This window comes from Marinomonas sp. FW-1, from assembly GCF_005222245.1.
GTDB lineage: Bacteria > Pseudomonadota > Gammaproteobacteria > Pseudomonadales > Marinomonadaceae > Marinomonas > Marinomonas alcarazii.
Map to the genome: position 1 here is coordinate 3535001 of NZ_CP025987.1, position 13730 is coordinate 3548730.

Consider the following 13730-nt stretch of genomic DNA (forward strand, 5'->3'; position numbering starts at 1 on the left):
AGGAGCATCCAATAAGGCAACAGGGGTGCGCTCACCCATGGTCATCGCTTCACCAGTGTAGCTTTCTAGAGATGACGTTGTTACCGCCACATCCGCTACTGGTACCTGCCATGGACCAACCATTTGATCACGGGCAACCATACCAGTGATTGAACGGTCACCAATGGTGATCAGGAAGTTTTTGCTCGCAACCGTTGGCAAACTAAGAACACGCTTCGCTGCGTCCGCAAGATCCACATCAACAGCAGTGAAATCATCACCAGCAATAACCGCTTTAGTTGCTTCACGATGCATTTTAGGTGGCTTGCCAAATAGAACCGACATTGGCAAATCTACAGGCTTATTATCGAAGTGCTCATCCGCCACTTGCAAATGCATTTCTTCTTTTGCTTCACCAACGATGGCAAAAGGGCAACGCTCACGTTCACAAATCGCCGTAAACTCTTCAATGCGATCTGGAGAAACCGCCATGACATAGCGCTCTTGCGATTCATTACACCAAATCTCTAGTGGCGACATGCCAGGCTCGTCATTTAGAACCTTACGCAGATCAAAGTTACCACCGCGCTCGCCATCTTTTACCAGTTCAGGTAAAGCATTAGACAAACCACCAGCACCCACATCGTGGATGAAGCTGATTGGGTTCTTATCACCAAGCTGCCAACAACGGTCAATCACTTCCTGACAACGACGTTCCATTTCTGGATTACCACGTTGAACCGAAGCGAAATCAAGGTCTTCATTACCATCGGCAGACGCCATAGAAGATGCCGCACCACCACCAAGACCGATCAACATCGCAGGACCACCAAGTACGATTAACTTAGCACCCACTTTGATTTCTTGTTTTTCAACGTGCTCACGACGAATATTACCGATACCGCCCGCCAACATGATTGGCTTGTGATAACCACGCACTTCTTCTTGAGAAGCACCCTGGATAGTTTGCTCATAAGTACGGAAATAACCCAATAAGTTTGGACGACCAAACTCATTGTTAAAAGCGGCACCACCGATAGGACCTTCGATCATAATATCCAAAGGCGTCACAATACGAGATGGCTTGCCGTAGTAGCTTTCCCACGGCTGTTCAAAGCCAGGAATTTTAAGGTCAGAAACCGTGTAACCACTCAAACCTGCTTTTGGTTTAGAACCTACACCCGTTGCGCCTTCGTCACGAATTTCACCACCAGATCCTGTTGCTGCACCAGAGAATGGTGAGATCGCTGTTGGATGGTTATGAGTTTCAACCTTCATCAAAATATCGATGTTTTCATGGCTAAAATCGTATTCACGAGTCTCTGCTGATGGGAAGAAGCGCCCACCAAAATGACCTTCCATTACCGCAGCATTGTCTTTATAAGCAGACAAGGTGCCGTGTGGATTATGTTCATGTGTGTTCTTGATCATTTTAAACAAAGAGCGCTCTTGCTCTTCGCCATCAATTGTCCAAGACGCATTAAAGATTTTATGACGACAATGTTCTGAGTTTGCTTGCGCGAACATCATTAGCTCAACATCAATTGGATTACGACCCAATTCAATGAAAGACTCAACAAGGTAATCAATTTCGTCATCGGCAAGAGCCAGACCTAGCGTTTGGTTTGCCTCAACCAAGGCTGCTCGGCCGCCACCTAACACATCGACACTTGTCATTGGCGCAGGCTCAGCATGAGAGAACATGTCAGTTGCGTCGCTTAATGCCGTAAGCACGCTTTCTGTCATGCGGTCATGCAACATAGCTGACAACAAGTCTAACTCTTCAAGCGCTAATGGCTCCGAGCTATGTATAAAGTATTCCACGCCACGTTCAACGCGAGATACGGCCGCAAGGCCACAGTTATGAAGGATATCGGTTGCTTTCGATGACCAAGGTGAAATCGTTCCTAAACGAGGAACAACTAAAACACTTTGATCAGATGAACTGACTTGGGAGGATTTAGGACCGTAGGCCAAAGCGCGTTGAAGAACAGTTTCCTGCTCAGCAGTAAGCGTTTGATTATCAACCAGCTCCACGAAATGGAGAAATTGAGCATCAACATCTGTAACAGATGGGATAGATGCTTGCATATTGGCTAATAACTTTGCCTTGCGAAACGCCGATAGCGCTGCGGAACCATGCAGAGTTAGCATGTCGAGTATTGCCTCACTTGGTAGTTTTGGGGAAATGGTGCGGGTATTTTAAATCAATGAGGCAAATAGAGGCTAGCAGAGTATGAAATTTCTACACAAAATGATGGAATTAATTGGCTAAGTCGTCTTTTTTGCCTGTTCCTTGAGCTTCTTTTTCTGCTCACGACGATATTGAAAGAATTGAGTTAGTTGCGCAGAGGCAATTTCAGCTAAGACCCCAGACTCAACTTTCACCTTATGATTGAGAAAAGGTGCCTCAAAAAACTGCCCCTGACTTTCAACAATGCCACTTTTTGGCTCTGTCGCAGCATAAACGACTCGATCGATACGCGCATGCACCATAGCACCGGCACACATTGAACAAGGCTCCAGTGTTACATATAAAGCCGCACCAGGAAGCCGGTAATTATTCATCGTTTTACACGCGTTTCGAATGGCTTGGATTTCTGCATGGGCAGTTGGGTCACAAAGAGAAATTGGCGCATTGTAGCCTTCACCGATAATCTCATCATTCAGTACTACTATCGCACCAACAGGAATCTCATTTTCCGACGCCGCTTTCGCAGCTAGAGCAATCGCATGCTCCATCCATTCTTGATCGTTCATTATTGATCCACCTCAAAACGACAATATTGCTTTAAATACATGATTGCCTTTCATACATAATCCGCTCTAAACTGAATTTTAACGCGTAAATAGACACAAGGAGATTCATTCATGCGTACTGTGGCAGATCTAATGATTACCGATTTAGTTACCTTGAGAGAAAATGATTCTTTAGCGAAAGCCAAAGCATTAATGCAGGAAAAAAACATTCGCAACATCCCCATCGTGAACGATGAAGGAGAATGCGTTGGCATGTTAACGCAACGAGAATATTTACGTCACGCTTTTCATCTTGTTAGTCAGTTTGGCACCCAACAAATTTCCAAGAAAGAGCAGCAAACGCCCATTGCCAATGCAATGAACAAAGACATACTCACCGTCAGCCCCGAGACAGATTTAGACATAGCCGCAGAGTTTTTTATTGAAAACAAATATGGCAGCCTACCCGTTACTCAAAATAACAAGCTAGTGGGGATTTTAACGCCAGTCGACTTTGTGAAACTCGCACATAAAATGCTGCAAGAATCAGCCTAAGTTAAGCACTTTCAAGTTGTTTATTAGAGCCAGAGGCTGCTGAACGCACCTCTTTCTCTACTTGAACATCCACGGCCTGCAAACCGAAGTCAGTTGAAGACAATATGAAATTAACAGGCTGTCCTTTTCTAAGGGTTTTGTGACCGTCACAGACAATAGACTTATAGTGAACAAAGACATCACTGTCTTCTTCTCTTTTAATAAAGCCTACGCCTTTGGCGTCATTAAACCACTTAACTTTTCCAGTTAATCTTTCCATATAAATTCGCCTCTTTTTTATTTTTATTAAGTAAGCGCAAGGACAGAAACCCAAACTGGGTTCCCGCCCTCTTATCTAATGATCAAAAAGCCGTTACAACGACTCAATACTGATTTTTTGCTCTTCTAATTTGCTGACTGCTAATTGCAGGTCATCGCATTTAGCGCGCTCTTTCTCAACCACCTCAACAGGCGCTTTCGCCACAAAGCTGTCGTTAGAAAGTTTACCCTGTATACGCTGCAAATCTTTGGTTGCTTTGTCGATTTCTTTTTGCAAACGCGCTAACTCAGCTTCTTTGTCAATCAAACCCGCCATTGGCACAAGCACTTCCATATCACCAACCAATGCGGTTGCAGACATTGGCGCTTCATCACCCGCATTCAACCAAGTCACAGACTCTAACTTAGCCAAGGTTTGCAAGAAGGTTAAGTTAGCCTCTAGGCGCGCTTTATCTTGTTCAGAGCCATTACGGAACAAAATAGTCAGCGGCTTAGAAGGAGAGATGTTCATTTCGCCACGGATATTACGAATGCCTTCAATAACACCTTTTAGCCACTCTACGTCTGCTTCTGCTTGCGCGTCTTTTTTCGCCTCATTAGCCATTGGGTATTCACCCAACATCACAGTGTCACCTTCCACACCCGCTAGTGGCGCTACGCGCTGCCAAATTTCTTCTGTTAAGAACGGCATCATTGGATGAGCAAGACGCAAGAAAGCTTCCAACACACGCACCAAAGTACGACGAGTACCCATTAATTGCGCAGGCGTAGCGTTTTCGTCCCAAAGCACAGGCTTAGAAAGCTCCAAATACCAATCACAGTACTCGTGCCACATGAATTCATACAATGCTTGGGATGCCAAATCAAAGCGATGCGTATCAAAAGCGCGGTTTACGGCTTCTTCTGCATGTTGCAAACGCGAAATAATCCATTTGTCAGCAAGGGATAATTCAACCTCTGCACCACTTTGGCCGCAATCTTGATCTTCTGTGTTCATCAACACATATCGAGTTGCATTCCAAATCTTATTACAGAAGTTACGATAACCTTCCAGACGATTAAGATCGAACTTAATATCACGACCACCAGATGCCAATGAACACAAGGTAAAGCGAAGAGCATCAGTACCATAAGCCTGAATACCCTCTGGGTAAGTTTCGCGAGTATTCTTCTCGACCTTTTCAGCCAAGCGAGGCTGCATCATGCCGTAAGTGCGTTTCGCCACCAAAGATTCGATATCAATACCATTGATCAAATCCAATGGATCGATAACATTACCCTTGGATTTTGACATTTTATCGCCGCGCTCATCACGAATAAGACCAGTGATGTAGACGGTTTTGAAAGGCACTTTATTGGTAAACTTCAACGTCATCATGATCATTCTGGCAACCCAGAAGAAGATAATATCAAAGCCAGTTACCAGAACATCGGATTCACTAAAGTCTTTAAAGTCTTGTGTTTCTTCTGGCCAACCTTGGGTTGCAAATGTCCATAGTGCAGAAGAGAACCAAGTATCAAGCACGTCTTCGTCTTGAGTCAGCTCAACATCAGCCGCTAGACTGTATTTTGCACGAACCTCTTCTTCGCTCTTACCAACATAGTGTTTACCGTCGGCATCGTACCAAGCTGGAATTTGATGCCCCCACCACAATTGACGAGAAATACACCAGTCTTGAAGATCACGCATCCAAGCAAAGTAAGTATTTTCCCATTGCTTAGGTACAAATTGGATATCGCCATTCTCAACCGCTTCAATTGCAGGCTTAGCCAATGACTCAACCGCTACATACCACTGCTGAGTTAGGTAAGGCTCAATAACCGTATTACCACGCTCACCACGTGGTACTTTTAATTTATGATCGACCACTTTTTCAAGCAAACCAAGAGCGTCGAAATCAGCGACAACCGCTTTACGTGCATCAAAACGATCCATGCCACGGTATTTCTCCGGCGCCGTATCATTGATTGCCGCATCATCGTTGAAAATATTGATCAATGGCATATCGTGGCGTTTGCCCACTTCATAGTCATTGAAATCATGAGCTGGGGTGATTTTCACACACCCTGTACCAAATTCTTTGTCTACATATTCGTCCGCAACGATAGGAATACGACGACCCACCAATGGCAATTCAACAAACTTGCCAACAAGATCAGTAAAACGCTCGTCATCCAATGCAACCGCAACCGCTGCATCACCAAACATAGTCTCAGGACGTGTTGTTGCCACTACAATGTAATCTTTGCCATCCGCAGTTTTCACGCCATCGGCCAATGGGTAACGGAAATACCACATGAAGCCATTTTCTTCTTCAGAAACCACTTCAAGATCAGAAATGGCAGTGTGCAAAACTGGATCCCAGTTTACTAGGCGCTGGCCACGGTAAATAATGCCTTCATCAAACAAGCGAACAAACACTTCCTGAACCGCAGCAGACATGCCAGGGTCCATTGTGAAGCGTTCTTTGTCCCAAGCAACTGAATCACCCAAAACGCGCATTTGGTCAGAAATAGTGCCGCCGGACTGGTCTTTCCACTCCCACACTTTCTCAAGGAATTTTTCACGCCCAAGTTCATGACGTGTAACGTTCTGAGCCGCCAGTTGGCGTTCAACAACCATTTGCGTTGCGATACCAGCGTGGTCAGAACCCGGCTGCCATAATGTGCGACTGCCCTTCATACGCTCACGACGGATCATTGCGTCCATTAAGGTATGCTGAAACGCATGCCCCATGTGCAAACTACCGGTGACGTTTGGCGGTGGAATCATGATAGAAAATGGAGAACCGTTGCCTTGAGGAGCAAAATAGCCGCTCTCTTCCCAACGTTGATAAATAGGTTGTTCGATACTCTGAGGTTGGTAGGTCTTTTCCATTTTGGTGTCTTAAAGCTCTTATGTAGCGGTAAATTGTAATTGGGAGAATTATAACGTGTCATAGCAAGATAAAGAATAACACACGAACAATTAAGGTCTTCATCAGGCAACAGCCTGCTGAATAAAAGTGTTTTTGTTATTCTTTTCCATCGGATTCGTGTGAGGTGGACGCTGTCTGCAATGTCTGCATCACTTCTTCCACCAATTCTGGCAAACGTTTTGCCAACACATCAGCAATGGCCTTGGCTATTAATTCTTTTGAAGGCTCGGCAGTAACCCCCTCTTCTTTTGCTGCGGTTTCTTCAGCAGGTCCAAGCGCCTCTTCAGGCTGTGACAAGCCGTCAATTGAACTAGGATCATCAAAAGACTGAGAAATATGCATTTCCTGACTGACTGAAGCAGTCAATTGCTCTTCAACAACATCCATCAAAATAGGAATGTCGTCTTGATTGCGCAAAGCCGATATTAATGTTTCTTCATCTGGTTCGAAAACACCATCATCATGCTGAGTAGCTAAATCTGACATAGGAAAAACCAACGGTAAAAACACAACATATGACAAATCAACCGGATCGAGCCCGTTGATCTATCGCTCTTCATAGCCGTCAACTTTCGCACTGACAAAAGCAAAAGTCCACCCTCAGGCGCAATGGGTTGTGCTCTATTCTTGTAACAGAAAAAATAACACCTTGATCGGATTAACCTTTCTAAGAAAAAGACAATAAAAAAGCAGTGACAAAATCATTGTCACTGCTTTTACATTTTGCAGAACACTCTAATCTTTTAATAAAGTACGTTAGGACGCTTTATTTAATAAGTAGCGAGTCAACAAGGCAACTGGACGACCACTTGCGCCTTTCGTCGCACCACCAGTCCACGCTGTGCCTGCGATATCTAGATGCGCCCAAGGGTAAGAGCCAGTGAAGCGAGACAAGAAACACGCCGCTGTCACTGAACCTGCTTCAGGGCCACCAATATTAGCGATGTCAGCGAAGTTACTATCAAGCTGCTGCTGATACTCTTCGTCCAAAGGCATTTGCCACAGTTTATCTGCTGAAGTCTGGCTCGCTGCTTTTAGTTCAGAGGCGATGTCATCGTTGTTGGCGTACATACCAGAATTAACGCTACCTAAGGCAACCACGCAAGCACCTGTCAAAGTCGCAATATCCACAACGGACTTAGGCTTAAAGCGTTCAATGTAAGTCAACGCATCACACAATACCAAGCGACCTTCCGCATCAGTATTCAGAACTTCTACTGTTTGACCAGACATAGTCTTCACGATATCGCCTGGTTTCGTCGCACGGCCACTTGGCATGTTTTCCGCAGCGGCAATAACAGCAGTAAAGTTTAGTTTTGGCTTCAGCTCACAAATTGCTTTCATCGTACCGAAAACACTAGCCGCACCACACATGTCGTATTTCATCTCGTCCATTTTCGGACCAGGTTTCAAAGAAATACCACCTGTATCAAAGGTGATGCCTTTACCTAGAAGAACATGAGGCGCTTCCTCCTCTGCTCCACCGCGGTAGTTCATTACGATCAAATAACTTGGCTGATCACTACCATGACCCACGGACAACAAGCAGTGCATGCCTAGCTCATCCATTTTACTTTCGTCCAGTAGCTCAACACCAATGCTGTACTCTTCACCTAGCTGCTGCGCTTTTGACGCCAAGTAGCTTGGCGTACAAACGTTACCAGGAAGGTTTCCTAATTGGCGAGCAAAGGCAGAACCTTTCGCCGTTGCGGTACCAATTGCCAATGCCGCTTCATCTGTACCCTCTAACAACAAAGAGGTCACTTTTGTCGCTTTTTCAGCATCGTCTTTTTTGAAACCAAGGAAGTTATAAAAACCTTCATTCAGCCATTGAGCCACTAACGCAAGCACATCCGCTTGAGAACGTTTTTTCAATACAAGCCCTGCACTTGCCACAGCAACCGATGCAAAAGGCAAGCCTTTGATTTGTGCTGCAACAGCGGCAACAACTTTGCGAGCTTGCATATCACTCAGCTCAGCATCTTTACCAATACCAACCAACAAGACAGCTTGAGCAAATTCTTGCGACACGCCAGGTAACAACAAAGTCTGCGCTAGACCCGCTTTAAAAACACCCGTTTCACGCAATTGAGAAATCTGCCCATTAGCATTTTCGTCAACCCACGCGGTCGACTCTGAAAAATCTCCTTCACTCGGCACAAAAGCCACGAGCAAATCAGCTTGTACTGTAGACAAGCGATCAAATAACGCCATATTCATGAAAAAACCCTCAAAAAATAACTTTTAAAAAAAACTGGATAATGTCCTTCTTACCACGAGATAATGGGGGCTTTAGATGTGTAATCAACTCTACGCTTAGAAAGCAAGATTCATCCAGAGGTGACTTTGAGACTATTCAAATACTTAGCGAAAGAAGTGCTGGTGTCAACAGCAGGCGTGACGCTAATTTTACTGCTCGTCATTCTAAGTGGCCGTTTTTCTTATTATTTGGGTCGCATCGCTGAAGGTAAAATGACCTTCGAATTCCTATTCGTCATTCTAGGATTCCACGTTCCTAGCTTCATTCAAATGATTTTGCCTCTGGCTTTTTTCCTGTCTCTATTACTTGCTTTCGGGCGCTTATATATAGAGAACGAAATGTCAGTACTTTTTTCGAGTGGCATCAGCAAAATAAAATTGGCAGGCTACACACTAGGTATTGCCTGCATTATTGGCTCTCTAAGTGCCGGACTCAATTTCTGGTTAGCGCCTTATAGTGAATACAAAGCCGAAGAAGCATCACAAGCACAAAATCAACTTTCTTCTTTTGACCTACTTCTCCCGGGGCGGTTTGAAGGCAGCGGGCAACGCACTACTTACATAGACAGTTTCACTCCTGATGAAGGCTGGATGAACCAGATATTCCTATCCGATATAGTGCGAAAAAAAGACGGCAACATTCCTATTCAAACGCTAGCTGACTACGCCGAACAAATAAACGTAAGCTCAGAAAACAATCAAAAATACCTTGTTTTCAAAAATGGCTCCCGCTATGAGGGCAAACCAGGTACAGCCAATTATCGCGTCACCCAGTTTGACACCTACGCTGTACGAATGGAAAACACAGCCCAAAGCGAAATAGATGAGGCCTTCACCAAAACAACATTAAGCCTCATTAACAGCGACACATTATTAGATAAAGTCGAGCTACAATGGCGTATTTCACTGACCATTATCATCCCGATATTAGCGATCATTGGCTTATCTCTAAGCCAAGTTAATCCCAGACAAGGGCGTTTTTTCAAAATGCTACCTGCGATCTTATTAATGATATTGTATATGGCACTGCTGATTTGGGGACGCACCGGACTGGAAAAAGGTAAGTTACCTATCTCACTCGGCTTATGGTGGATTCATGGCATATTTATTCTCATTGCTGCTCTGCTGTTCGCACAGTTCAATCAAGTATTCGAGCGCCGCAAAGCAAGACTTCCCGATGCAGCCGATGAAAGCGAGTAACGATAATGACTAGAATAGACAGATACATCGGCAACAGTGTTTTGTGGGCATTTTTGATCGTCGCGGTTGTGTTGCTTGGTCTCGACTTTGCGTTGACCTTTATAGAGCAAATCAAAAAAGTAAACGACAATTACACCATCCAATCACTGTTACAGGTCATTCTTTATCGCTTACCAGGCAAACTCGCCGAATACATTCCCATCGCCTCATTAATTGGTACATTAATGGGATTAGGGACATTGGCTGCCACATCAGAGCTCACAGTAATGAGAGCCGCAGGCATGCCCATATGGCGCATTGGCTTCGCCGCCTGCCAACCTATCTTATTGGTTTCATTGTTAGGCATGGGGATTTCTGAATTCGTTTCTCCTATCGCCGAACAAAAAGCCACTCTAATAGAAAAATTTAAAGATCAAGAAAGCGGTACGTTCTCGCTTACTGGTGGCGTTTGGCTAAAAGCCGACAATAACTTTGTCTACATCGATGCTGCCGATGACACAGGTAAACTTTATAACCTGCAAATCTTTTCTCCAGAAGGACAAAAGCTAAAGTACATCCGAACTGCCAGCACAGCAGAACACGTACAAGGCACACAATGGCAACTCAATAACGTCACAGAAACACGCTTTCATGAAGACCGTATTGAAAAGATCAACATGGATCGAGCCAACTGGGATGTAAGCATTACTCCAGAACACTTATTTCTCGCAACTCAAGAACCAGATAGCCTGTCATTAAGTCAGCTTCAAAACTATCAGTCGTATTTGAAAGAACAAAAATTAGACAGCGCTCGTTACGAGCTAGAGTTTTGGATTACCGCATTGCGCCCTGTCGCTTCGTTGGCATTAGTATTAGTGGCACTCTCCAGCGTTTTTGGCCCGCTCAGGTCTTCAACTATGGGCAGCCGTATTTTTACTGGGGTTATTATTGGTTTGGCGTTTCAAAATGCGCTCAACCTTTTTGGCCGCATGAGCGTAGCGGTTAACTTCCCGCCGGTCATTGGCGTGAGCATTCCGATCATTATCTGTTTGTTAGCAGGTATCATCTTAATAAGACGCAGAGGCTAGCTCTGCGTCTTATTCTTGCTAGATATTACTTACATGGCTCACTCAAGACGCCATGAAACGCGCAATTCTTACCAATGCTTCTTTCAGCCTATGTTCATCACATGTATAAGCAAAACGAACATATTTGTGAGCATCCTTGATACCAAAATCCGCTCCCGGTGTTAGCGCCACCTTCTCTTTTTCAAGCAATTCTAAACACCACGCCATAGCATCTTCAGTCACACCAGACACATCGACATAAACATAAAATGCCCCATGAGCAGGAGCCACTATGGGTAAACCAATCGACTCCAAGCCGTCGAGCAATACAAGCCGACGCGCATCTAACGTTTGTCGACGCGCTTCGCACTCCGCCAACACATCGGCTTCGAAAGCACGAACCGCAGCATGCTGAGAAACACTTGGCGCGGCGATGAATATGTTTTGCGCTAACTTAGTCACCCCTTCGATCGCCCATTCTGGCACCACCAACCAGCCAAGCCTCCAGCCAGTCATAGCGAAATATTTAGAAAAGCTATTAACCACAAAAATGTCGTCTGAAATAGATAAAGCTGAAAAGTCTTCCCCTTCATAAACCAGACCTTGATAAATCTCGTCCACGAGCAAATGCCCGCCTAACTCACTCACTTTCTGCCACGCTTCGGTTACATATGACTTGTTAAGCACCGCTCCTGTAGGATTGGACGGAGAGGCCAACCAAAGACCCGATGTTTTATCCCCCCAATGCGCGGCCAAAGTGCTCAAATCTAACTCAAAGCCGTCTTCAGGTTTTGTTTCCAGTAATTTTGCCTGTGCGCCTGCTTGAATAAGAAAGTGTCGATTACAAGGGTAGCAAGGGTCAGGCATCAGAACTTCATCACCCGCATTCACCATTAAGGACGCCATTAGCAACAAAGCGCCAGACGCCCCAGGAGTCACAATAATGCGCTCTGGAGAGACACCGACTTGATAACGACTAAGATAGTAATCACTAATCGCGCGCTTCAATTCAGGCAAGCCAGTTGCTGAGGTATAACCCGTTTTTCCTTGTTGAATCGCCTCCATGCCAGCATTAGCAACGGCATCCACCGCAACAAAATCAGGCTCTCCAACCTCAAGATGAATCACGTCTTCTCCCTGAGATTGCAACTGCTTTGCACGCTCCAAAACCATCATCACTTGAAAAGGCGCAATCTGCCCCACTCTGGTTGCTAACTTATGCTGTTTCATTCTGTATTTCTCTGCCTTTATCAGCTTGTTTGAAAAATATCGCGGCATTTTGCGCAAAAAATGTGGTTAACGACCACATTATCTGGTAAGTTTCCGCCCGAAAATAAATCACCTAATTTTATTGGTTACAGGCTACCACAATGGGAACCTGCGAAGTGAGGCAATGCGTATGCCAAATATGAACCCTGAATCATTAATGAAAGACTTCACTCCTTACGTTGCTAAGGATGGCGAAGAATACATGAACGAAAACCAGTTGGCGCACTTTAAAAGCATTCTACTCAACTGGAAGCAAAATCTTATGGAAGAGGTTGATCGTACCGTTCATCACTTAAAAGAAGAAGCGGTGAATTACGCGGATCCTAACGATCGCGCTAGCCAAGAGGAAGAATTTAGCCTAGAACTTCGCGCTCGTGATCGCGAACGTAAACTGGTTAAAAAAATCTCTCAGACCATTGAGCTAATCGATGCGGATGATTATGGCTACTGTGAAGAGTGCGGTATCGAAATCGGCATTCGCCGTCTAGAAGCTCGCCCTACAGCAACCATGTGCATTGATTGCAAAACATTGGCTGAAATCAAAGAGAAGCAAATCGGCGGTTAACAGCTTGCTGTCAAACCACGTTAGCTCTTCCGCGACACCCTATCGTGGCCGCTTTGCGCCATCGCCAACCGGCCCTCTCCACTTTGGCTCGCTAGTCAGCGCATTAGCGAGCTATTTGGATGCAAAACAACAGCAAGGCAGCTGGATTATCCGCATAGAAGATGTGGATGGTACACGTTGCAATGCGCGTTTTTCAGAACAAATCATCGACACGCTTAACAGCTACGGGCTTCACTCCGACGAACCTATCCGCGTTCAAAGCCAGCATCACAATCTATACGAACAGCAATTATCTAAACTCAAACAACAACAGATCGTTTTCCCCTGTAATTGCACACGCCAGTCGCTTGCTAAACACAACGGCAGCCACCCAAACAAATGCCAAAGCAACTTAGACAAACCCCATTCGTGGCGCCTACAAACAAGCCCCGTCATCTATGAATATCAAGACCGCATTCAGGGTCGATTGGTTTTCAGCGACGATCTAAAAAATAACTGCCCAGTATTAAAAAGAAAAGACGGCTTCTTCTCTTACCAACTCGCCGTTGTGGTAGATGACCACTTACAAAACATCAGCCACTTAGTCAGAGGCGCCGACCTCATTGAAACTACCGCACAGCAATTGCACCTTTATCACTTATTAGGCTGGACAGCACCAAACCTTTGCCACATCCCTCTTATTACCAACCACCAAGGCGATAAGATCAGCAAGCAAAATCACGCCAAACCCATAGAGAACAATCATCTCCCAACTCTCTTGCGTGCACTTCATTATCTAAAAATAGATCTAATCTCACCCACCTCGATCACCGAAGCGCTTTCGCTGGCGATCGAGGCCTGGGACCCCAGTAAGCTACAGGGCATAAAAGACCTCCCTCTGGAAGAGCAAGACCTTCATTTCATCTAACACGCTGCCTTAGATTGTTTTTCGACAATGCTATT

General features: G+C 45.1%; 12 protein-coding genes (1 of these 12 cut by a window edge). 5 read left to right on the plus strand and 7 right to left on the minus strand.

Annotated elements, in window-relative coordinates; all coding sequences use genetic code 11:
• Positions 1 to 2133, minus strand: the 5' portion of a protein-coding gene (gene purL / locus C1X04_RS16430) for a phosphoribosylformylglycinamidine synthase (protein ID WP_137170514.1). 1767 nt of this gene lie to the left of the window's left edge; 2133 of the gene's 3900 nt are visible here — the first part of the coding sequence; its start codon is at positions 2131 to 2133; its stop codon lies off the left edge, out of view.
• Positions 2134 to 2250: 117 nt separating this feature from the next.
• Positions 2251 to 2739: a tRNA adenosine(34) deaminase TadA gene (gene tadA / locus C1X04_RS16435; protein WP_110576751.1), complete on the minus strand. Its 489-nt coding sequence runs from the start codon at positions 2737 to 2739 to the stop codon at positions 2251 to 2253.
• A 111-nt stretch (positions 2740 to 2850) separates the two neighbouring features.
• Here tadA and C1X04_RS16440 point away from each other — a divergent pair, with 111 nt between their 5' ends.
• Positions 2851 to 3273: a CBS domain-containing protein gene (locus C1X04_RS16440; protein ID WP_110576752.1), complete on the plus strand. Its 423-nt coding sequence runs from the start codon at positions 2851 to 2853 to the stop codon at positions 3271 to 3273.
• 1 nt (position 3274) lies between these two features.
• On the opposite strand, the gene C1X04_RS16445 is transcribed toward C1X04_RS16440, so the two are convergent.
• The 4 genes from C1X04_RS16445 to C1X04_RS16460 form a co-directional block, all read right to left on the minus strand.
• Positions 3275 to 3532: a cold-shock protein gene (locus C1X04_RS16445; protein ID WP_110576753.1), complete on the minus strand. Its 258-nt coding sequence runs from the start codon at positions 3530 to 3532 to the stop codon at positions 3275 to 3277.
• Positions 3533 to 3625: 93 nt separating this feature from the next.
• Positions 3626 to 6409 (minus strand): valine--tRNA ligase, encoded by a 2784-nt coding sequence (locus tag C1X04_RS16450; protein WP_137170515.1) that lies wholly within the window; start codon positions 6407 to 6409, stop codon positions 3626 to 3628.
• Between the two features lie 136 nt (positions 6410 to 6545).
• On the minus strand, positions 6546 to 6935 hold the full coding sequence (locus tag C1X04_RS16455; RefSeq protein WP_137170516.1) for a hypothetical protein: 390 nt from the start codon (positions 6933 to 6935) through the stop codon (positions 6546 to 6548).
• 270 nt (positions 6936 to 7205) lie between these two features.
• Positions 7206 to 8669 carry a leucyl aminopeptidase gene (locus tag C1X04_RS16460; RefSeq protein ID WP_137170517.1) on the minus strand — a complete coding sequence of 488 codons (1464 nt, stop codon included), beginning with the start codon at positions 8667 to 8669 and terminating at the stop codon, positions 7206 to 7208.
• Between the two features lie 120 nt (positions 8670 to 8789).
• On the opposite strand from C1X04_RS16460, the gene lptF reads away from it, so the two are divergent.
• Together lptF and lptG are read left to right on the plus strand one after the other, a co-directional pair.
• Entirely contained in the window at positions 8790 to 9908 is a 1119-nt protein-coding gene (lptF, locus tag C1X04_RS16465) for an LPS export ABC transporter permease LptF (protein WP_110576757.1), read from the plus strand.
• A gap of 5 nt (positions 9909 to 9913) precedes the next feature.
• Entirely contained in the window at positions 9914 to 10975 is a 1062-nt protein-coding gene (lptG, locus tag C1X04_RS16470; protein ID WP_137170518.1) for an LPS export ABC transporter permease LptG, read from the plus strand.
• A gap of 42 nt (positions 10976 to 11017) precedes the next feature.
• Here the strand turns inward: lptG and C1X04_RS16475 are convergent, their stop codons facing one another.
• Positions 11018 to 12184, minus strand: a complete 1167-nt coding sequence (locus C1X04_RS16475) for an aminotransferase class I/II-fold pyridoxal phosphate-dependent enzyme (RefSeq protein ID WP_137170519.1) — start codon at positions 12182 to 12184, stop codon at positions 11018 to 11020.
• 163 nt (positions 12185 to 12347) lie between these two features.
• Here C1X04_RS16475 and dksA point away from each other — a divergent pair, with 163 nt between their 5' ends.
• Positions 12348 to 12788: an RNA polymerase-binding protein DksA gene (gene dksA / locus C1X04_RS16480; protein ID WP_217494978.1), complete on the plus strand. Its 441-nt coding sequence runs from the start codon at positions 12348 to 12350 to the stop codon at positions 12786 to 12788.
• Positions 12789 to 12792: 4 nt separating this feature from the next.
• Entirely contained in the window at positions 12793 to 13695 is a 903-nt protein-coding gene (gluQRS, locus tag C1X04_RS16485) for a tRNA glutamyl-Q(34) synthetase GluQRS (protein ID WP_254682286.1), read from the plus strand.
• Positions 13696 to 13730 lie beyond the last annotated feature (35 nt).

Excerpts from the sequence above, each read along its gene's own strand:
- C1X04_RS16475 (WP_137170519.1), bottom strand. The coding sequence starts at position 12,184 with ATGAAACAGCATAAGTTAGCAACCAGAGTGGGGCAGATTGCGCCTTTT.
- lptG (WP_137170518.1), top strand. The coding sequence starts at position 9,914 with ATGACTAGAATAGACAGATACATCGGCAACAGTGTTTTGTGGGCATTT.
- tadA (WP_110576751.1), bottom strand. The coding sequence starts at position 2,739 with ATGAACGATCAAGAATGGATGGAGCATGCGATTGCTCTAGCTGCGAAA.
- C1X04_RS16440 (WP_110576752.1), top strand. The coding sequence starts at position 2,851 with ATGCGTACTGTGGCAGATCTAATGATTACCGATTTAGTTACCTTGAGA.
- C1X04_RS16455 (WP_137170516.1), bottom strand. The coding sequence starts at position 6,935 with ATGTCAGATTTAGCTACTCAGCATGATGATGGTGTTTTCGAACCAGAT.
- C1X04_RS16450 (WP_137170515.1), bottom strand. The coding sequence starts at position 6,409 with ATGGAAAAGACCTACCAACCTCAGAGTATCGAACAACCTATTTATCAA.
- C1X04_RS16460 (WP_137170517.1), bottom strand. The coding sequence starts at position 8,669 with ATGAATATGGCGTTATTTGATCGCTTGTCTACAGTACAAGCTGATTTG.
- C1X04_RS16445 (WP_110576753.1), bottom strand. The coding sequence starts at position 3,532 with ATGGAAAGATTAACTGGAAAAGTTAAGTGGTTTAATGACGCCAAAGGC.
- dksA (WP_217494978.1), top strand. The coding sequence starts at position 12,348 with ATGCGTATGCCAAATATGAACCCTGAATCATTAATGAAAGACTTCACT.